Origin of the sequence: Thalassolituus sp. ST750PaO-4 (genome assembly GCF_020320405.1) — a bacterium.
Classification (GTDB): Bacteria; Pseudomonadota; Gammaproteobacteria; order Pseudomonadales; family Oceanobacteraceae; genus Venatoribacter; species Venatoribacter alkanivorans.
The window spans coordinates 43,337-61,873 of record NZ_JABVCB010000007.1; the positions used below are offsets into that span (position 1 = coordinate 43,337).

The 18,537-nt window shown below is 55.3% G+C and carries 21 protein-coding genes; 16 read left to right on the forward strand and 5 right to left on the reverse strand.

All coding sequences use genetic code 11. From position 1 onward, the window contains the following. The first annotated feature begins 58 nt into the window (after window positions 1-58). Together HUF18_RS06100 and wrbA are read left to right on the forward strand one after the other, a co-directional pair. Window positions 59-691, forward strand: coding sequence for a DsbA family oxidoreductase (locus tag HUF18_RS06100; RefSeq protein WP_145469153.1), 633 nt, complete (start codon window positions 59-61; stop codon window positions 689-691). Further along, a complete protein-coding gene (gene wrbA, locus HUF18_RS06105; RefSeq protein ID WP_225691518.1) occupies window positions 688-1,290 on the forward strand; it encodes an NAD(P)H:quinone oxidoreductase in 603 nt (200 codons plus the stop codon). Before HUF18_RS06100 ends, wrbA begins: the two co-directional genes overlap by 4 nt. 70 nt (window positions 1,291-1,360) lie before the next feature. Here wrbA and HUF18_RS06110 read toward each other — a convergent pair whose 3' ends face one another. Together HUF18_RS06110 and HUF18_RS06115 are read right to left on the reverse strand one after the other, a co-directional pair. Continuing rightward, window positions 1,361-2,335, reverse strand: coding sequence for an alpha/beta fold hydrolase (locus HUF18_RS06110; protein WP_225691519.1), 975 nt, complete (start codon window positions 2,333-2,335; stop codon window positions 1,361-1,363). A 38-nt stretch (window positions 2,336-2,373) separates the two neighbouring features. Then, entirely contained in the window at window positions 2,374-3,048 is a 675-nt protein-coding gene (locus HUF18_RS06115; RefSeq protein ID WP_225691520.1) for a hypothetical protein, read from the reverse strand. Window positions 3,049-3,213: 165 nt separating this feature from the next. On the opposite strand from HUF18_RS06115, the gene HUF18_RS06120 reads away from it, so the two are divergent. Then, window positions 3,214-4,338, forward strand: coding sequence for an enoyl-CoA hydratase/isomerase family protein (locus tag HUF18_RS06120; RefSeq protein WP_225691521.1), 1,125 nt, complete (start codon window positions 3,214-3,216; stop codon window positions 4,336-4,338). Between the two features lie 7 nt (window positions 4,339-4,345). On the opposite strand, the gene HUF18_RS06125 is transcribed toward HUF18_RS06120, so the two are convergent. Next, window positions 4,346-5,182: an HDOD domain-containing protein gene (locus HUF18_RS06125; RefSeq protein WP_145469158.1), complete on the reverse strand. Its 837-nt coding sequence runs from the start codon at window positions 5,180-5,182 to the stop codon at window positions 4,346-4,348. 37 nt (window positions 5,183-5,219) lie between these two features. Further along, window positions 5,220-6,218, reverse strand: coding sequence for a CAF17-like 4Fe-4S cluster assembly/insertion protein YgfZ (gene ygfZ / locus HUF18_RS06130; protein ID WP_225691522.1), 999 nt, complete (start codon window positions 6,216-6,218; stop codon window positions 5,220-5,222). Window positions 6,219-6,450: 232 nt separating this feature from the next. Here ygfZ and HUF18_RS06135 point away from each other — a divergent pair, with 232 nt between their 5' ends. Then, on the forward strand, window positions 6,451-6,705 hold the full coding sequence (locus tag HUF18_RS06135) for an FAD assembly factor SdhE (protein ID WP_145469160.1): 255 nt from the start codon (window positions 6,451-6,453) through the stop codon (window positions 6,703-6,705). Continuing rightward, window positions 6,689-7,081: a hypothetical protein gene (locus HUF18_RS06140; RefSeq protein WP_225691523.1), complete on the forward strand. Its 393-nt coding sequence runs from the start codon at window positions 6,689-6,691 to the stop codon at window positions 7,079-7,081. The genes HUF18_RS06135 and HUF18_RS06140 overlap by 17 nt, the downstream gene beginning before the upstream one ends. A gap of 41 nt (window positions 7,082-7,122) precedes the next feature. Here HUF18_RS06140 and nadB read toward each other — a convergent pair whose 3' ends face one another. Then, the gene (nadB, locus tag HUF18_RS06145; protein ID WP_225691524.1) at window positions 7,123-8,730 is read right to left on the reverse strand and encodes an L-aspartate oxidase; all 1,608 of its coding nucleotides are present in this window, start codon (window positions 8,728-8,730) and stop codon (window positions 7,123-7,125) included. A 271-nt stretch (window positions 8,731-9,001) separates the two neighbouring features. Between nadB and rpoE the strand changes: the two genes are divergently transcribed. From rpoE to pdxJ, 11 genes are all read left to right on the forward strand, one after another. Further along, on the forward strand, window positions 9,002-9,601 hold the full coding sequence (gene rpoE, locus HUF18_RS06150; RefSeq protein WP_145469163.1) for an RNA polymerase sigma factor RpoE: 600 nt from the start codon (window positions 9,002-9,004) through the stop codon (window positions 9,599-9,601). Window positions 9,602-9,619: 18 nt separating this feature from the next. Next, window positions 9,620-10,195 (forward strand): sigma-E factor negative regulatory protein, encoded by a 576-nt coding sequence (locus HUF18_RS06155; protein ID WP_145469164.1) that lies wholly within the window; start codon window positions 9,620-9,622, stop codon window positions 10,193-10,195. Then, entirely contained in the window at window positions 10,192-11,274 is a 1,083-nt protein-coding gene (locus HUF18_RS06160) for a MucB/RseB C-terminal domain-containing protein (protein WP_225691525.1), read from the forward strand. The genes HUF18_RS06155 and HUF18_RS06160 overlap by 4 nt, the downstream gene beginning before the upstream one ends. 7 nt (window positions 11,275-11,281) lie before the next feature. Beyond that, window positions 11,282-11,728 carry a SoxR reducing system RseC family protein gene (locus HUF18_RS06165; protein ID WP_225691526.1) on the forward strand — a complete coding sequence of 149 codons (447 nt, stop codon included), beginning with the start codon at window positions 11,282-11,284 and terminating at the stop codon, window positions 11,726-11,728. Between the two features lie 13 nt (window positions 11,729-11,741). Beyond that, window positions 11,742-13,130 (forward strand): DegQ family serine endoprotease, encoded by a 1,389-nt coding sequence (locus HUF18_RS06170; protein ID WP_145469167.1) that lies wholly within the window; start codon window positions 11,742-11,744, stop codon window positions 13,128-13,130. Window positions 13,131-13,272: 142 nt separating this feature from the next. Beyond that, window positions 13,273-15,072 carry a translation elongation factor 4 gene (gene lepA / locus HUF18_RS06175; protein ID WP_225691527.1) on the forward strand — a complete coding sequence of 600 codons (1,800 nt, stop codon included), beginning with the start codon at window positions 13,273-13,275 and terminating at the stop codon, window positions 15,070-15,072. A 1-nt stretch (window position 15,073) separates the two neighbouring features. Next, window positions 15,074-15,436, forward strand: a complete 363-nt coding sequence (locus HUF18_RS06180; RefSeq protein WP_225691528.1) for a DUF4845 domain-containing protein — start codon at window positions 15,074-15,076, stop codon at window positions 15,434-15,436. Next, on the forward strand, window positions 15,433-16,149 hold the full coding sequence (gene rnc / locus HUF18_RS06185; protein ID WP_225691529.1) for a ribonuclease III: 717 nt from the start codon (window positions 15,433-15,435) through the stop codon (window positions 16,147-16,149). The genes HUF18_RS06180 and rnc overlap by 4 nt, the downstream gene beginning before the upstream one ends. Further along, the gene (era, locus tag HUF18_RS06190; RefSeq protein WP_145469171.1) at window positions 16,149-17,045 is read left to right on the forward strand and encodes a GTPase Era; all 897 of its coding nucleotides are present in this window, start codon (window positions 16,149-16,151) and stop codon (window positions 17,043-17,045) included. The genes rnc and era overlap by 1 nt, the downstream gene beginning before the upstream one ends. A 3-nt stretch (window positions 17,046-17,048) precedes the next feature. Beyond that, window positions 17,049-17,720: a DNA repair protein RecO gene (recO, locus tag HUF18_RS06195; protein WP_225691530.1), complete on the forward strand. Its 672-nt coding sequence runs from the start codon at window positions 17,049-17,051 to the stop codon at window positions 17,718-17,720. Window positions 17,721-17,779: 59 nt separating this feature from the next. Further along, the gene (gene pdxJ, locus HUF18_RS06200; RefSeq protein ID WP_225691531.1) at window positions 17,780-18,526 is read left to right on the forward strand and encodes a pyridoxine 5'-phosphate synthase; all 747 of its coding nucleotides are present in this window, start codon (window positions 17,780-17,782) and stop codon (window positions 18,524-18,526) included. Window positions 18,527-18,537 lie beyond the last annotated feature (11 nt).

Sequence of the window (18,537 nt, forward strand, 5' to 3'; positions counted from 1 at the left end):
TTATTTTCCCCTGGCCGTAATCTGCTCTCCGTCCAATATCTGCAACAGGAGAGCAGTAATGATCACAATCGATTTTTTCCACGATGCTGTTTGCGGCTGGTGCTATGTGCTCAGCCCACGTTTACGCCGCTGGGCGGATCATCCGCAGGTTCAGATCCGTCAGCGCTGTTTTGTATTGCAGCGCAATGAGCAGGAAATGATTGAGCGCTTTGGCTCAATGGCGCTGGCAAAAGCCGAAATTCTGCGCCACTGGCAGCAGTGTCAGGCAGCTGCCGATGATCCGGCCCGTTTTAATACCGAGGGCATGCGCGCCAAGCCTTTTTCTTATCCGTCCGGTTGGCTGGCGGCACTGTTCGCCAAGGCCGCAGAAATAACCTACGGCACTGCTGCCCACTGGGATATGTTCGACGAAATTCAGCGTCGTCACCTGCTGCTGAATGAAAATATTGGAAGTGAAGACACTCTGATAGCCGCAGCCAATACGCTGGGATTTGACGGTAAGGCTCTGGCGGAACAGGTAAAAACGGAAGAACTTCGCCTGCTGGTGGAAGATGATATAGCGCTGGCACGGCGGTTGAATGTTCGTTCGATTCCAACCTTGCTGATTAATGGTAAAACGCTGGTTTCCAGCACGTTAACCAATGAACAGTTAGAACAATTAATTGAACAGCAACTGGCGGAGGCGGCATGAAAAAATTACTGGTTTTATATTATTCAAGTTATGGCCATATCGAAACCATGGCACAGGCCGTAGCAGAAGGTGCCGGTAAAGTTGAGGGGGTCGACGTCAGCCTGAAGCGTGTACCGGAAACCCTGAGTTCTGAGATAGCGGAAAAAGCCGGTATTAAAATGCAACAGGCCGGAGATGAAGCCAGCGTTGCCGAATTAGCCGGCTATGACGGTATTATTTTTGGCACGCCAACCCGCTTCGGCAATATGGCAGCTCAGATGCGAAATTTCCTCGATCAGACCGGTGGCCTGTGGATGCAAAACGCACTGGTGGGAAAACTGGCCAGTGTGTTTACCTCAACCGGCACCGGCGGTGGCAATGAAACCACGATACAGTCGTTTCATACCACGCTGCTGCACCATGGTATGTTGATTGCCGGCCTGCCTTATACCGCTCCGGGGTTAACGGATATCAGTACGGTAAAAGGTGGCTCACCGCTGGGCGCTGCCTGTATAGCCGGTGCTGATGGTAGTCGTCAGCCGTCAGAGCTGGAGTTGAGTCTTGCCGCTTATCAGGGAGAATATATGGCGCGGACACTGTTGCGTTTGCAACCGGTTTAAACGTTATTAAACAACATAAAAAAGCCCCGGGTAATGGGGCTTTTTGGCCTGCATTCTCTTTTTTGCCGAATTATTCAGCGGTTGCAATAAAACGGCTGTACAGTTCTGCGGCTTTCGCCGGAATTTCGACCATCGGTAAATGACCAATTCCCGGATAAATTTTTACCTGTGCCTGTGGCAGTTTTTCTTTGAATACCTGTGCGGCCGATACATCCAGTACGCGATCTTCCTCTCCCCAGATAATCAGCGTTGGCATGGTGACTTTTTCGCTCAGCTGTTGCTCAAACTGGCTGGCTGCCAGCTCTTCGCGGGTAGCGAGCATATCGCTGAATATTTCGCGGTTAATACCTTCGCGGGCGATGGTTTTACGTACAACCACCGGACGCAGCGGCCATGGCAATAGTGGTGGTTCGCTCATGACGAAATTCCAGCGGTATTCAAAACTTTCTTCGTCGGTAGCGATTAACGGATTTTTCCCTTCGGCCAGCGCCTGCATATATTCGCTTTGCTCTGGCGCATCAACACCGGCAGCATCAATTAAGGTCAGGCTGAGAATCTGTTGCGGATAGCGGGTGGCATAAATGGCGCTGATGGCACCGCCCATGGAATTACCGGCAATATGGAATTGTTCAGCGCCCGCCGCAGCCATCAGCTTATGCAGGCGTTCAGCCTGGCGGATTAAATTATAATCCTGAGTTGATGGTGCCGGGGTGTCACCGTGACCGGCCAGGTCGGGAATAATCAGGTGATAATCCTGTGGCATTTCGGCGGCAAATTTCAGCCAGGTATCTTTGTTGGCAGAAAAACCATGCAGCAATAAGACGGTTGGCCCTGTGCCCTGACGTTCCAGATAACGCATTTCCACATCGCCGGTATCGGCCTGTTTCAGGGTCAGGTCGGCGCTGCTGCGGGCCAGGTTAATGGCTTTGTCATAAATCACTTCCTGCTGACTGGCCGAGCAGCCGCTCAGCATTAATGCTGCGAAGGTAGCAGCGCCGATAAGCAAGCGGGTGGACGTCTGAAACATGGCTGAGATAGGCCGCATAAAAAATACCTGTAATTTTATTATTGAGAGACGCTGGTTCAGACCGTTCTGGCACTGTCCTGCAGACATTTGATCAGTTGCAGCGCATGTTGCAGGGCGTCTTCGATCTGCTCCGGTGGCAGAACATGGTGAGGCCGGCAGAGCAGCAGGATGCCATCTGCCCACTCAATGTGAAGGTGAGGATGCGCCAAAAGCCAGTCGCAGACCTCTGGTTTCAGTAAGGCCCACAGGCGTTCGCCATTCTGGCTGTGCAGCTGCCACTGGCGCAGCAGCAGGGGTTTCTGCTGTGCCGTTAATGAGGCGAGCTTCTTGTGCTGGCTTTCGGAAAACACATCTTCCTGCAACCAGCGCTTGCGACAGATGCTGAAGGCACTGGCCTCGGGCAGCGGGCAGGGCAACAGAATAACGGTCTGAGTCGACGCACCTCCGGCCCCGATCAGGCTGTAATCAAACAGATTAAGGTAGCGGCTGTCATCGTTCTCCAGTTGCCCTTCAAGCAAATGGCGGAAGTGCCGGAACTGGCCAATATCCAGCAGCTGAAAGTGCGCGTCGCGGATTCGCTGGCTGAGTGAGGCATAAGGCCGGTAAGCCAGTTTCAGCTGATCAGCCAGAGCCGATAATTCACTGCCTCTGCTACCTCGGTCGACTAGCATCAGCAGCAGTAACAGGCCGATAATGGCGGCAATTATGATCAGACTCAGTAACGGCGTCATGCTGGGTGTTCACTCTGGCGTACGGTTGCTTTCCGTGTGAGTGTAACACTCCTGTATGATGCGCGTACGGCAGCCGGATTGTCTGCCGGTTCTGCGCCGACTGAGCATTATCAGAGCCTGTTTAATAAAGATGAGCAGGCCCTGGGAACATTCAAGGAGACTGTTTTGACTGTTGAATCCCCGGTTTTGTTTGACACCCTGACGACCCGTTCTGGCCATAAGATTGGTGTTCTGACCCTGAATGCCCCAAAAGCCATGAATGCTGTCGATCTAACCATGGTGAATCTGATCGACAAGCAGCTGAAGCGCTGGGAAAAGAGCGACAAGCTGGTGGCGGTACTGATGCGTGGTGCCGGTGATAAAGCCTTCTGTGCCGGTGGCGATATCCGTCAGCTGTATGACAGCATGCAGGCCGAAGGCGATGAGCATTGCCGTTATGCCGACAATTTTTTCAGCGGCGAATATGGCAAAAACTACCGTGTTCACCTGTTTTCCAAGCCGCTGATTGCCTGGGGAAATGGCTTTGTCATGGGCGGTGGACTGGGGCTGTTTATCGGTGCTAATCACCGCGTTGGTACTGAGACACTGAAGCTGGCCTGGCCGGAAGTCCGCATCGGTCTGTTCCCGGATGTTGCTGCCACCTGGTATCTGTCACGTTTGCCGTATCCGGCCGGTCACTGGATGGGGCTGTCCGGCAGCCATATGAATGCCGTTGATTGCAAAGACCTGAAACTGACTCACTATTGCCTGCAGCACGCCCAGCTGGATGAGGTTCTGGCGCAGCTGCGTCAGCAAAACTGGAGTGATAACCAGGCCGAAAACCATTATTGCGTGCGTTCTCTGTTGCAGCAGCTTGAAGGCTCAGCAGCGGCGGAGATGCCGGCCAGCCAGCTGCAGCCGGTGCAGGCCGAACTGGATGAGCTGTTTGCCTGCGACAATCTGAGCAAAATAGCCGCGCGTTTTGCGGCGCACAGCACAGACAACGCCTGGCTGCAGCAGGGACTGAATAACTTTAAAGCTGGTTGTCCGGCAACGGCACATCTGATTATGGAGCAGTTGCACCGCGGCAAGCAGATGAGTTTAAAAGAGGTGGTGCAGTGGGAGCTGGTGCTGGCCTATCAGTCGGTGCGGCATCCGGACTTTGCCGAAGGCATTCGCGCCATGGTGGTGGATAAAGATTTCAGCCCGCGCTGGCAGCACGCTCATGTGGATGATGTGCCGGCCAGCTGGATTGAGGCGTTGCTGGAATCTCCCTGGCCGCAGGATAAGCACCCGCTGGCCGGTATTTAGTCGGCGCTCAGCGCAGCGCGTTTTGCGTGGCTTCGGCTTCTTCAGTCAGTTCCTGCCATTGGGTAACTTCATCGTCGGCATCCAGCCCCAGGCGCTGATAGGAACCCAGCTCACTGCGCTTGATCCGTGCCAGCGGGTGATCGCTGCCGTCGTAGCTTTGCAGCGTGGCAACCTGGATCAGGTCGCAGTAATCCGCACTGTCGGCCTGATGCTGCAGATTCAGATATTCCTTCGGTACATTGACCAGATCCGGCGAAAACTCCCAGCTGCGCAAAATATAGCTGCCCAGAGACGGGTGCAGTTTTTCCAGTACCAGATCCAGTGAGAAGCTGTCGTTGAGCAGGTCGCTGTGATTTTCGGCATAAGCCAGAATCGGCAGCATACCGATCTGATGTACCAGTCCGGCGAGCATGGCCTGATCCGGCTGCAGTTTAGTGAAATGCCGCGCCAGCACCTGAGCCGATGAGGCGATCTCCATGGCCCGTGCCCAGCATTCGCGCATGCGTTTATCAATAATGTCGTGGGTGGCCTGAAACATCTGCTCCATGGCCAGGCCGATGGCCAGATTACTGGTGAAATCGATACCCAGGCGCGAAATGGCGGTGCCAAGGTCGGTGACCGGGCTGTTGGCGCGGATTAACGGGCTGTTAGTGACCTTAATAATGCGCGCACTGAGCGCCGGGTCCTGAGCGATGATCTGACTCAGCTGGGGAATGGTGGCGTTGGCATCTTCTGCCACTTCGCGTACACGTAAAGCAATCTCGGGCAGGGTGGGCAGCACCAGTTCGTCCTTCTTGATCTGGGCTACGATATCGTCTTTTACCTGTTGTGCCAGGTTGCTCATGGGCCGGCCTCTTAAGCGCTCCGGCCCTGTGGCCGGATCAGTTGTCTGTGATGGCAGGATCAGCGTCGCTGTTATTCTGCTCAGTTGTGCCTTCAGTATAGGAAAGACGGGCGAGAGTGACGGGAATTTCCCCGGCTTTTATGCCGCTCTCTGGCCAGTCGCTGTTCATCACCGCCAGGCCAAGACGGCCGCACCAGGCGGCAATGTCGCCCAGCGTCTTACCCTGACTGTCCTGCAGGGCGGTCATAATGGCGATATTGGCATCCGCGACAGTGCTCACGGCGACCAGATTCTTTTTGCTTTTGCCCAGATACTGCAGACGCGCAACGATCTCCTGACCGGTATAGCAACCTTTGCGGAAGCTGATGCCCTCGTGGATATGCCAGTCGATAAACTGTGGCACCCAGGCTTCGCGGCTGGCTTCTTCGACCCAGACAATGCCTTCGGCAATGTCGCCCAGCCACCATTGCTGCTCGGCAGTAAGTTCCGGGGCCTGTTGGAGTTGGGCGTTGGCTTTTTCTGCTGGCAGCCAGTATTCAACGCGGCCATCCGGCCAGTGCAGGGTCAGGCTGTTATCACTGCTGTCGTGCTGCAGCAGGCGGCCATCGCTCAGGCTGTCAGGGTTGTCGTCGTACGCAGACAGCTCGGCAGGCACATCGGCAGTGACCAGCCAGTCGTCCAGATGTTCGGTCATGGTGACCTTAAAAAACACCGCGTAGCGTGCCAGATGCTGGCGTAGCGCGCTGACCTGAGCCCGAGGCAGGCGCAGCCAGACGCTGTCGCCATGGCGGGCAATCACAAAGTTCGCCACCATGCGGCCTTTGGCAGTACAGCAAGCGCCCAGAGTCCAGCGGTCTGCTTTAAGGCTGGTCATATCGCAGGTTAATTGTCCCTGCAGAAAGCGTTCACTGTCCGGGCCGCTGATTTCCAGCAGGGCAAAGGCGGAAAGCCAGGTCAGCCCCTGTGTGGCAGGTTGCTCCGGGATGAACCCCTGCGGGTCAATTTGGCCGGGAAGTACGATGGATGCTTCAGACATAATGAATACGGGTCTTGTGTCGGTGATAACAATATGGCCGCAGTTTACTGCAAATTGGTCATACTCTTAACGTTGCAGATTGTGTGGCTATCGGGCTTATACCACCGTCGGGATAGCGGTATCCGCTGCCAGCTTTGATATACTGCGGTTTTATCACCGGCGTGGCCGCACCCTGCGACTGCTGCCGTTTACCTTCTGTTGTTTACTTTTATTGCTTATCTGGGAGTTCCGAGTGTCTGACGAAATTGAAGCAAAACGCGTCCGCTGGCACAGCCGCCGTGGCATGCTGGAGCTTGATGTATTGCTGGTTCCTTTTGCCGAAGAAGCCTTCACCGGTCTGAGCGCAGACGATCAGGCCCGCTACCGTCAGCTGCTGGAATGTGAAGATCCGGACCTGTTTACCTGGTTTATGGAGCATCAGGTTCCGGATAATGCCGATCTGGCTCGCATTATTGAACTGGTGCGGGAGCATGCCCGCAACCGCTGAGTGGGTACTGCAGTCATCGCGTCGGCAACGCTGGCTCGATGGCGTCTTTCTGTTGTTTTCCCTGCTGATTCTTGTCTGGCTGCTGCCGTTTTTGTGGTGGTTATGTGCGGCATTTTTCCTGTTGGTTCTGACAGCCCGGGGCTGGCGCAAACCTGTGGTGCGTAAACTCGGTTATGACAGCCGTAGCTGGTGGCTTGAGTCTCGTGGTCGCAGGCTGCCGGTGCGCTGGCGCAGTGGCAGTGTAAGGCGGGCGGATGTGCTGATACTGGAGTGGTCGTTCTGGCCCTGGCAGCGGCTGATGATCCGGCCTGACAGTCTGAGCAGTGCGGAGGATTACCGCCGCCTGACGGCGGCGTTATATAACGATCTGCACTGATGCTCCGGGTTTGAGCGGGTTCAGATCCGGGCAGAGCCGGCTCAGAGTTCGCCCAGTTCTTTCAGATATTTAGGCGTCAGAACGGTATCGAAGGCGCGTGGCAGCGGTTGCGGATAGTCACGGCTGAAATGCAGGCCGCGGCTTTCTTTGCGCAGCAGTGCCGAGCGGATGATCACGTCGGCCACATCCACCAGATTACGCAGCTCAAGTAAGTCATTACTTACCCGGTAGTTGCTGTAAAACTCCTGAATTTCCTGCCGCAGCATCTGCACCCGGTGCTGAGCACGTACCAGTCGTTTGGTGGTGCGCACAATGCCAACGTAATCCCACATAAAGCGCCGTAATTCGTCCCAGTTATGGGCAATCACCACGTCTTCATCGGAATCGGTCACCTGGCTGGCATCCCAGGCCGGCGCTTTGGGGGCCGGTTCGTTACGGTCGATATTGGCGGCAATATGAGCCGCGGCGGAGCGGGCAAACACCAGACACTCAAGCAGCGAATTGCTGGCCAGGCGGTTGGCTCCGTGCAGACCGGTGCTGGCGGTTTCGCCAATGGCGTACAGGTTTTCGATATCGGTGCGGCCATGGATATCGGTCACTACGCCACCGCAGGTGTAATGTGCCGCCGGTACCACCGGAATCGGCTGGCGGGTGATGTCGATTCCCAGCTCCAGACAGCGCTCATAAATGGTGGGGAAGTGCTCTTTGATAAAATCGGCCGGTTTGTGGCTGATATCGAGGAACAGGCAGTCGGCACCGATGCGTTTCATCTCATGGTCGATGGCGCGGGCGACGATATCCCGTGGTGCCAGTTCGGCGCGTTTATCGAAGCGCTGCATAAAGCGCTGGCCGTTGGGCAGCAACAGCTTGCCACCTTCACCGCGCACCGCTTCGGTAATCAGGAAGGATTTGGCCTGCGGGTGATACAGGCAGGTCGGGTGGAACTGATTGAATTCCATATTGGCGACGCGGCAACCGGCGCGCCAGGCCATCGCGATGCCATCGCCGGAAGCGCCGTCCGGGTTGCTGGTGTACAGATACACCTTGCTGGCGCCACCGGTGGCCAGTACCACTGAGCGCGCGGTAATTACGTCGACATCGCCGGTATCGTTATTGAGAAAATAAGCGCCGATACAACCATGACCGCCGCTGCCGAGTTTTTCGCGGGTGATCAGGTCAATGGCGATGTAGTTCTGCAACAGCTTGAGGTTGGGCTTTTCTTTCGCCCGTGCCAGCAGCGTATCGGAGATGGCATGGCCGGTCGCATCGGCGGCGTGAATGATGCGCCGTGCGCTGTGGCCACCTTCGCGGGTCAGATGGAAATGATCCGGGCTGTCCTGGGTAAAGGGCACGCCGATATCAATCAGCCACTGAATGGCAGCGGTGGAGTTTTCTACGGTGAAACGCACGCTGGGTTCATGGCACAGACCGGCACCAGCGATCAGGGTGTCCTGCACGTGGGCCTCAACACTGTCGTCTTCATCCAGCACCGCCGCCACGCCGCCCTGAGCCCAGCGTGTGGAGCCTGCATCCAGGCTGTCTTTGCTGATGATGGCGGCATTAATGTGATCAGGCAGTGACAACCCCAGCGTCAGGCCGGCGGCGCCGCTGCCAATAATAAGAACATCGAAAGAGAAAGATTGGCTCATGCTGTATTGTACGTATCAAAGTGGTGGGCACTATAATGCCGCAGCGGTGGCTTATGCCAGTGCCGGACGGGCCATAACGGACGCTGTACGGGGAATAACTTTCTGTCCGTCATCGGCCACATATGCCAGCCATGATACACTCTGGCGGAACTAATCCGAACAAATCCCCTCTATCCTCCCAGAACCAGGTCGACACACTGGCATACAGGAGGCTGGGTAGATGAGCTTAGCAATGGCTGTAGAGACACAGCGCACGACAGCGGAAAAAAGCATGACAGATCAACAATCTACAGATCGGCAACTGGTTGCCCGCGTACAGAAGGGCGACCGGCGCGCATTTGATCTGCTGGTCATCAAATATCAGCACCGCATTCTGGCGCTGGTCGGACGCTTTGTCCCTGACTTTGCTGAGGCTCAGGACGTGACTCAGGAAGCCTTTATCAAGGCCTACCGGGCACTGCCTGGCTTTCGTGGTGAGAGTCAGTTTTATACCTGGATGTACCGCATCGCAGTGAATACGGCAAAAAATTATCTGGTCAGCCGCGGGCGCAAGACACCGACCCGCGATATTGATCTGGATGATGCCGAGTTTTTTGCTGACGAAGCTAATATGAAAGATATCGAAACTCCGGATGGTCTGCTGCAGCGCGATCAATTGCAGAAAGTGGTGTTTGACGCCATCGAAGCCCTGCCGGAGGAGCTGCGTATGGCCGTAACCCTGCGTGAGCTTGAAGGTATGAGCTATGAAGAAATTGCCGAGGTGATGGAATGTCCGATCGGCACCGTACGGTCGCGCATCTTCCGCGCCCGTGAAGCCATTGACCGCAAAATGCAGCCACTGCTGGCCGATACCGCCAGCGCCATTGCCTGACCGGGAGGATAGCAACCGATGAATGAACGCATGAATGAATCCTTATCCGCCCTGATGGACGGTGAAACCGACGAACTGGAAGTCCGCCGTTTACTTAATCAGCTCGAGCAGGACGATGAACTGCGCGGTACCTGGCAGCGTTATCAGATGATTGGTTCGCTGATGCGCGGTGAGCCTGCCGCTGCTGTTGATCTGTCGCGTGGCATTATGCAGGCGCTGGATGGCGAGCCAATGGATGAAGTGAGCCGCCCTCAGGTGGTTGTGGCCAATAACCACAAGCTGCGCTGGTTGGCCTCAGGAGCGGTTGCCGCATCGGTAACGTTGGCGGTACTTGTCGGGGTGAGGCTGAACAGCGTTGAGCCAGATGCCCTGGTCGCTGAGCAGCAAACGCAGATGCCTGCAGCGGTGCAACTGGCATCGGCGCCGGTACAGGCCATGTCTGAAGCCGATGCTGCCCAGCTTGAAGCCGCACAGCGCAAACTGCAGGAGTACGTGCTGCAGCATACTGAGCAGGCGACTATGACCGGCAGCCGTGCAGCCATTCCTTTTGCCCGTGTGGTGGATTTCCAGCAGCCTGCTGAGGGCAGCAAATGAGGGGAGGCAGACTACTGCTTACCCTGAGTTTCAGTCTGCTCGTGCTTAGCGCGCAGGCTGAGGAAGGCGCCCGGGGCTGGCTGGAACGCATGACCCAGGCCTTTCAACAACAGAATTATCGCGGTGTTTTAATCTATGGTGATGGTCAGGAGTGGCAAACCCTCGCCATCACCCACGCCGTCATTGATGGGGTGGAGCAGGAAAAACTGCAGCACCTTACCGGCCTGCCGCGTGAAATGGTGCGTCATGGTCATGACATCGTCTGTATTCATCCCGGCGACCACTCCCCACGCCTGAACAGCGAACTCAGCAACCCATTACACGGTTTTTCCCGGGTGATGGATATTGATGATGGTCAGTATCACTTTACGCTTGGCAATGTGGAGCGTATTGCCGGACGTTTTGCCCAGCGTTTACAGGTAACTCCGGTGGATGCGGACCGCTATGGTTATCAGCTCTGGCTTGATCAGGTTACCGGCCTGTTATTGCGCTCTGATCTGCTGAATCATCAGCAACAGGTGCTGGAGCGTTTCCAGTTTGCCCAGATTGAGATTGGTCCTGATATCCCGGCGACTGCCTTTGAGCCCGATGATCAGGGGCATAAACTGACTCTTTACCCTGTTTCCCCCGACCATGAGCAGATCAGTACGGCCGATATCGGCTGGTTACCTGGTTGGGTTCCGTCTGGTTTTCATATTACCGCAGTGATTCAGGCCGGCTCGCCGCAGCCGCAAATGGCGGCTGAGCAGAAGGATGACTCCGGGGCCATGAGCAAATTGCCGGTACGCCTGATGTACAGTGATGGTCTGGCTGCTTTTACCTTGTTTATTGATCCTGTCAGTCAGGAACACCTGCCGGAAATGACCAGCCGCTGGGGCGCCACCGCAGCGGTTGTGCGCTATCGTGAGCATTCTTCCGCAGAGGCCGATGGCGACAATCAGAGCCGTTTAAGGGTGACCGTGGTGGGTGAATTACCGGCCGATACCATGATCCGTATCGCGACATCGGTCGTTCCCGCAGCTCTGGCGGAACAGAATACCGACAGTGCAAACAGCGCGCTGTCCGCGGCAGAGGAATAAGCAGGCGATGAGTCAGGAAATCGTTGAAGTTATAGAACAGGGCGATGGCGGTATCTGGGTTGAAGCCGTGCAGCGCAGTGCCTGCAACAGCTGTAATGCCCGCTCTGGTTGCGGTCAGCACAGCCTGAGTAAACTTGGCCGGCCGATGCGCCTCTGGGTCAGTACCGAACAACAGCTGCAGCCGGGTCAGCAGGTGGTGCTGACGCTGCCCGATGGTAGTCTGGCACTGAGTGCACTGGCTCTGTATGGCCTGCCTTTACTGGGCCTGATTGGCGGCGCGGTTATCGGCCAGCTGAGCGGCAGCGATGGCTGGGCCGGTGTGGCTGCACTTGCCGGACTGGCGGGCGGTTTTGCCCTGGCGCGCAAGCTGGCGGCACGCTATCAGTCACAATGGCAGCCGACTCTTAAGCCCGGTTGTGAACGTATCCCTATGATCCACTCAGAACACCTTTGAGCAAGGAAAAACCATGACACAGATGATCCGTATGTTAGTGCTGCCTCTGCTGTTGCTGGCCTCTGTGGCCCGGGCGGAGTTACCCGATTTCCGTGACCTGGTGAAGGAAACTTCGCCGGCCGTGGTCAATATCAGTACTGTGCAACATATGCAGAATAACGGCTTCCAGCAGCGTTATGGTCTGCCGGAAGATGTGCCGGAAATTTTCCGCCACTTCTTTGGTGCACCGGGGCAGGGCCCTCGTGGCGGTGAACAGGAGCGGGCATCGCTCGGGTCCGGTTTTATCGTCTCCAAAGATGGCTACATCCTGACGAATAATCATGTGATCAAGGATGCCGACGAAATTGTTGTGCGTCTTAATGATCGCCGTGAGCTGGAAGCCAAACTGATTGGTGCCGATGAGAGCTCTGATCTGGCGCTGCTGAAAGTTGAAGCCAAGAATCTGCCTATTGTTGAACTGGGCGATTCGGATGCGCTGGAAGTGGGGGAATGGGTTGTCGCCATTGGTTCACCTTTTGGTTTTGATTACTCGGTGACGGCCGGTATTGTCAGCGCCAAAGGCCGCAGCCTGCCGAACGAAAACTATGTGCCTTTTATCCAGACCGACGTGGCTATTAACCCGGGTAATTCCGGCGGCCCGCTGTTTAATCTGGATGGCAAAGTCGTGGGCATCAACTCCCAGATCTACACCCGCTCCGGTGGTTTTATGGGCGTGTCTTTTGCCATTCCGATCAATGTGGCCATGGATGTCGCCGATCAGCTGAAAGAAAAAGGCAAAGTCAGCCGCGGCTGGCTCGGTGTGGTGATTCAGGAGGTTAGCAAAGACCTGGCCGAATCCTTTGGTCTGGAAAAAGCTGCCGGTGCGCTGGTCGCACAGATTGTGCCTGGCAGTCCGGCGGAAGCGGCTGGCCTGAAAAATGGCGACATCATTACCCACTTCAACGGCAAGTCGATTTACCTGTCGTCCGATCTGCCGCATCAGGTTGGCCGGGTGAAGCCGGGCAGCAGCGTCAAGCTGGACGTGGTGCGCAACGGTAAGCGTAAGAAAATCAACGTGACCATTGGCGTGCTGCCGGATGGCGATGGCGCCGAGCTGGCGCTGAATAATGCCAGTCCGAAAGAAAGCACCAGCAACCGTCTGGGGGTGGTGGTCAGCGAACTGTCCGACGCGCAGCGCAAAAGCGTCGGTGATGGCGTGGTCGTACGTGATGTGAAGCGTGGTCCGGCGGCTTTTGCCGGACTGGTCAACGGCGACATCATTACCATGATTGCCGGTGAGCCGGTGCGCAGCATGGACGATTTTAATACGGTGGTTGCCAAGCTGCCGGCTAACCGCAGCGTACCGATGCGCATTGTGCGCCGCGGCGCGGCAATGTTTATCCCGCTGCGGATTACTGAATAATTGCTGTAACAGATAGCCCGGCACTGGCCGGGCTTTGTCATTTATGGTTACTGGTAACAGCCGGATAGCGTACAAAATAGCCTTTGCCCCGCCTTTCAAGTAAAATCGCCCACCATTTCAATTAACAACCGGGTTGTATTCTGTGAGCCAGCTGGACCACATTCGTAACTTTTCCATCATTGCCCATATCGACCACGGCAAATCCACTCTTTCAGATCGTTTTATTCAGGTGTGTGGCGGCCTTTCCGACCGGGAAATGCAGGCGCAGGTACTGGATTCGATGGATATTGAGCGTGAGCGTGGTATTACCATCAAGGCCCAGAGCGTGACGCTGGACTATAAAGCCCGCAATGGTGAGGTTTACCAGCTGAACTTTATTGATACTCCGGGACACGTGGATTTCAGCTACGAAGTCAGCCGTTCGCTGTCGGCCTGTGAAGGGGCACTGCTGGTGGTGGATGCTGCTCAGGGCGTTGAAGCCCAGTCGGTCGCCAACTGCTATACCGCCATTGAGCAGGGCCTGGAAGTTCGCCCGGTACTGAACAAGATGGATCTGCCGCAGGCTGATCCGGATAAAGTCGCACAGGAAATCGAAGAAATTATCGGCCTGGATGCGACCGATGCTGTGCGTTGCAGCGCGAAAAGCGGTCTGAATATCGAAGATGTGCTGGAAGATCTGGTGGCTAATATCCCGCCGCCGGAAGGTGACCCGGATGCCCCGTTACAGGCGCTGATCATCGATTCCTGGTTCGATTCTTATCTGGGCGTTGTCTCCCTGATCCGGGTGAAAAACGGCAGCATCAAGAAAGGCGACAAAATCCGCATGAAATCCACCGGCCGTGACCACCTGGTGGACGGCATTGGTATCTTTACGCCGAAAATGACTCCGACCGGCGAACTGGGTACCGGTGAAGTGGGTTATATGGTCGGCAGCATCAAAGACATTCACGGTGCGCCGGTGGGCGATACCATCGTCAGCGCGAAATTCCCTGATGTCGATGCGTTACCGGGTTTCCAGAAAGTGAAGCCGCAGGTGTATGCCGGTCTGTTCCCGGTATCTTCCGACGATTTTGAAGCCTTCCGTGATGCGCTGGAAAAACTGTCGCTGAACGATGCGTCGCTGTTCTATGAGCCGGAAAATTCCGATGCACTGGGCTTTGGTTTCCGTTGTGGTTTCCTTGGCATGCTGCACATGGAAATTATTCAGGAGCGTCTGGAGCGCGAATACGACCTCGATCTGATTACCACCGCACCAACGGTAATTTATGAGGTGGTGAATAAAAAAGGCGAAGTGCTGATGGTGGATAACCCATCAAAACTGCCTGATCCTGGCGTAATCGATGAAATGCGTGAGCCGATTGCCGAATGTAATATTCTGGTGCCACAGGAATATCTGGGTAACGTGATTACTCTGTGTATTGAAAAACGTGGTGTGCAGGTGGACATGCAGTACACCGGCACGCAGGTGGCGCTGAAATATGAAATTCCGCTGGCCGAAGTGGTGATGGATTTCTTTGACCGTCTGAAATCGGCCAGCCGTGGTTTTGCCTCACTCGACTATAACTTTACCCGTTTCCAGGAAGCACCGCTGGTGCGTCTGGATGTGCTGGTTAACGGTGAACGCGTGGATGCGCTGGCGGTGATTATGCACCGTGATAACGTTCGTCGTCGTGGTGCGTCGCTGACCGAAAAAATGAAAGAGCTGATTCCGCGGCAGATGTTCGACGTGGCGATTCAGGCCGCGATGGGTAATCAGGTGGTTGCCCGGACCACGGTAAAAGCATTGCGCAAGAACGTAACCGCCAAGTGTTATGGTGGTGACGTTAGCCGTAAGAAAAAACTGCTGCAGAAGCAGAAAGAAGGTAAAAAACGAATGAAACAAATCGGCAGTGTGGAAATCCCACAGTCTGCCTTCCTGGCCGTTCTGAAAGTGGATGATTAATATGCGTCGTCAGCGTGGGATGTCTTTTGTGTCGGTATTGGTCGTTGTATTTATTGCCATTATTTTTGTTAAAGCGGCAATTACGCTGGTGCCTATGTATTGGCAGAACCAGATGCTGACGACCATTATCGATAAAATGCACGAATCCGGAGATATCAAAAGTGATACCCGTCCTAATCAGTTAAAAAAGCTGTTGGAAGAGCGGCTCAGTCAAAACGATATCCGGATGGCTTTTGATGATCTTACTATTCATACCAGTAGTCGTGGACTGACCCTCGACTGGCCCTATGAACAACGCGGAACCCTGTTCGGTGATATCGACCTGATCGTGCGTTTTCATCAGCAAAAAGATTTTACTCAGTGAATAATCCCCTCGTTAAATTATCTCAGCGCCTGGGCTATAACTTCCGCGATGAATCGCTGGTTATGCTGGCGCTGACACACCGCAGTAAAGGTATCAGCAATAACGAACGGCTGGAGTTTCTCGGCGACTCGATTCTGAATTTTGTCGTCGCTGAAGATTTATACCGCCGTTTTCCCCAGGCGAAAGAAGGCAAGCTGAGCCGCCTGCGTGCGCGCATGGTAAAAGGCGAAACACTGGCGGTGATTGCCCGTGAATTCGATCTGGGTGATTTTCTGTTACTCGGCTCCGGCGAATTAAAAAGCGGTGGTCATCGCCGTGAGTCTATTCTGGCCGATACGGTTGAAGCCTTAATTGGCGCTATGTATCTGGATGCTGGTCTGGAAGCCGCACGCGAGCGCATTCTGTCCTGGTACGCAACCCGTCTGGATGCCTTAACGCTGGAAGATCCGATTAAAGATCCGAAAACCCGTCTGCAGGAATACCAGCAGGGGCGTAAATCCAGTCTGCCGAAATATGAGGTTCTGAACGTCGAAGGCCCGACCAACGAGCAGGTATTTACCGTTGAGTGTCGTATTCCTGAACTGGCTGATGCCATTGTCGCCCAGGGCAGCAGCCGCCGTGGTGCCGAGCAAAGCGCCGCGGCTCAGGTTCTGACTCTACTGGGCATTGACGAATCAGCAGAGCCTGCGCATGACGCAGGAGAGGAAGAATAATGACACAACGTACCGGCTATGTAGCCATCGTTGGCCGCCCGAATGTGGGCAAATCCACGCTGCTGAACCGTATTCTCGGGCAGAAATTATCCATTACGTCGCGTAAACCGCAGACTACCCGCCATCAGATTTTAGGGATCAAAACCGAAGGTGATGTTCAGGTCGTATATGTCGATACCCCGGGTATGCATAAGCATCAGGAAAAAGCGATTAACCGCTATATGAACAAAGCGGCAACCACGGCAGTGAAAGACGTGGATCTGATTCTGATGCTGGTCGACCGTACACGCTGGACTGAAGAAGACGAAATGGTGCTGCAGGCTGTTAAATCCCAGCGCGCCCCGGTCGTTCTGGTGGTGAATAAGGTCGATTTCGTCCGCGAAAAAGAAGAGTTGTTGCCTGTGCTGCAGGAACTCAGCAGCCGGCATAATTTTGACCAGATTATTCCGGTCAGCGCCAAAACCGGCCATAACGTCGAGCGGCTGGAAAACCTGATCGAAAGCTATCTGCCGGAAAACCAATACTTCTTTCCGGAAGACCAGATCACCGACCGCAGCTCGCGCTTTCTGGCAGCTGAACTGGTGCGTGAAAAAATCATGCGTCAGCTGGGCGATGAGCTGCCTTACGCCATGACCGTTGAGATCGAAGAGTTTGTGCACACCGGTACGTTAATCGAAATCAGTGCTCTGATTCTGGTGGAGCGCGCTTCGCAGAAAGCCATTGTTATCGGCGATGGCGGTTACCGTATCAAGCAGATTGGTCAGGAAGCCCGCAAAGATATGGAGCAGCTGTTCGACTGCAAAGTCATGCTCAAGCTCTGGGTTAAAGTCAAAGCCGGCTGGTCTGATGACGAGCGTGCCCTGCGCAGTCTGGGTTACGACGACCGCATCGGTTAAGTTATGAAGACGCTGTTTGTACTGCAGCGTCAGCCCCTGCGGGAGCAGGAATGGCTGCTGGATATATTTACCGCAGAACAGGGACGGCTGAGTGTGGTTGCCGGGCGCAGCCAGCCACAACCCGATCTGCACCAGCGCTATCAGGGTGACTGGGCCCGTGCCGAAGACTGGCCGCAGTTACGCGGCCTGCGCAGTCTGCAAACTTACTCTCTGCAGGGGGCTAACCTGTACTGCGGTCTGTACCTCGCTGAATTACTGGTGCGCTTATTACCACGCTATGAAGCTCAGCCAGAACTCTTCCTGACTTACGTCAGAACCCTTGAAGGGCTGCAGCATCCCGGTTTACCGGACCCCTGGTTACGCCTGTTTGAATATCAGCTGTTGCAGACGCTGGGATATGGTTTTTCCTGGCAACAGGATCGTGATGGACGTCCGGTCAATGCTTCTGAATTCTATCGTTTTATCGCCCGTGAAGGCTTTGTGCGTTCGGATGCCTCCGTGGCTCCGGCGCTGAGGCAGCCGTTGTTCTCCGGTGAATATTTACTCGAGCTTGGACAAGGCCGGGCGCAGCGGCCACAATGCTGGGCGGCGGCCAAGCAGGTGCTGCGTTGTGCACTTGAAGACCTGCTGGAGCGGCCACTGATCAGCCGCGAACTGTTTCAGCCGGGCCGTTAAGCTCATCAGTATTATTAACATCATCCAGTAATGCCTGTTCAGACAAGAGGGAAGTCCCTGTGAAAAATGCTCAACGCGTCCTGCTGGGCGTGAATATCGACCACGTTGCCACCCTGCGTCAGGCGCGCGGCACCATTTATCCCGACCCGGTCCAGGCGGCATTTCTGGCCGAAGAAGCCGGCGCCGATGGCATTACCATTCACCCGCGGGAAGACCGTCGTCATATTCAGACCCGTGATGTGTATGTGCTGGCCGAAACCTTGTCCACCCGTATGAATCTGGAAATGGCGGTTACCGATGCCATGCTCGAGCTGGCCGAGGAAGTTTGCCCGCCCTGTACCTGTCTGGTGCCGGAAAAGCGTGAAGAGCTGACCACCGAAGGCGGACTGGATGTGATTGGTCAGGAAGCCCATATCCGTGCGGCGGTTGAGCGTCTGCAGGCGATTAACAGTGAAGTATCGCTGTTTATTGATCCGGATTTTGCCCAGATCGACGCCACACTGCGCGTTGGCGCACCGGTGATTGAACTGCATACTGGCCGTTACGCCGATGCCAAAACCGAAGCAGAGCAACAGCTTGAGCTGAAGCGTATTCAGGAAGCCGCCGCCTATGCCCATGAACGTGGTCTGATTGTGAATGCCGGCCATGGTCTGCATTACCACAATGTGGAAGCCATCGCCGCGATTCCCTGCATGAACGAACTGAATATCGGTCATGCCATCGTTGCCCGGGCGCTGTTTGTCGGCCTGAAAGAAGCGGTTCGTGAAATGCGTGACCTGCTGGCTGCGGCTACACAGCGCGGCTGAGGACTACTGTC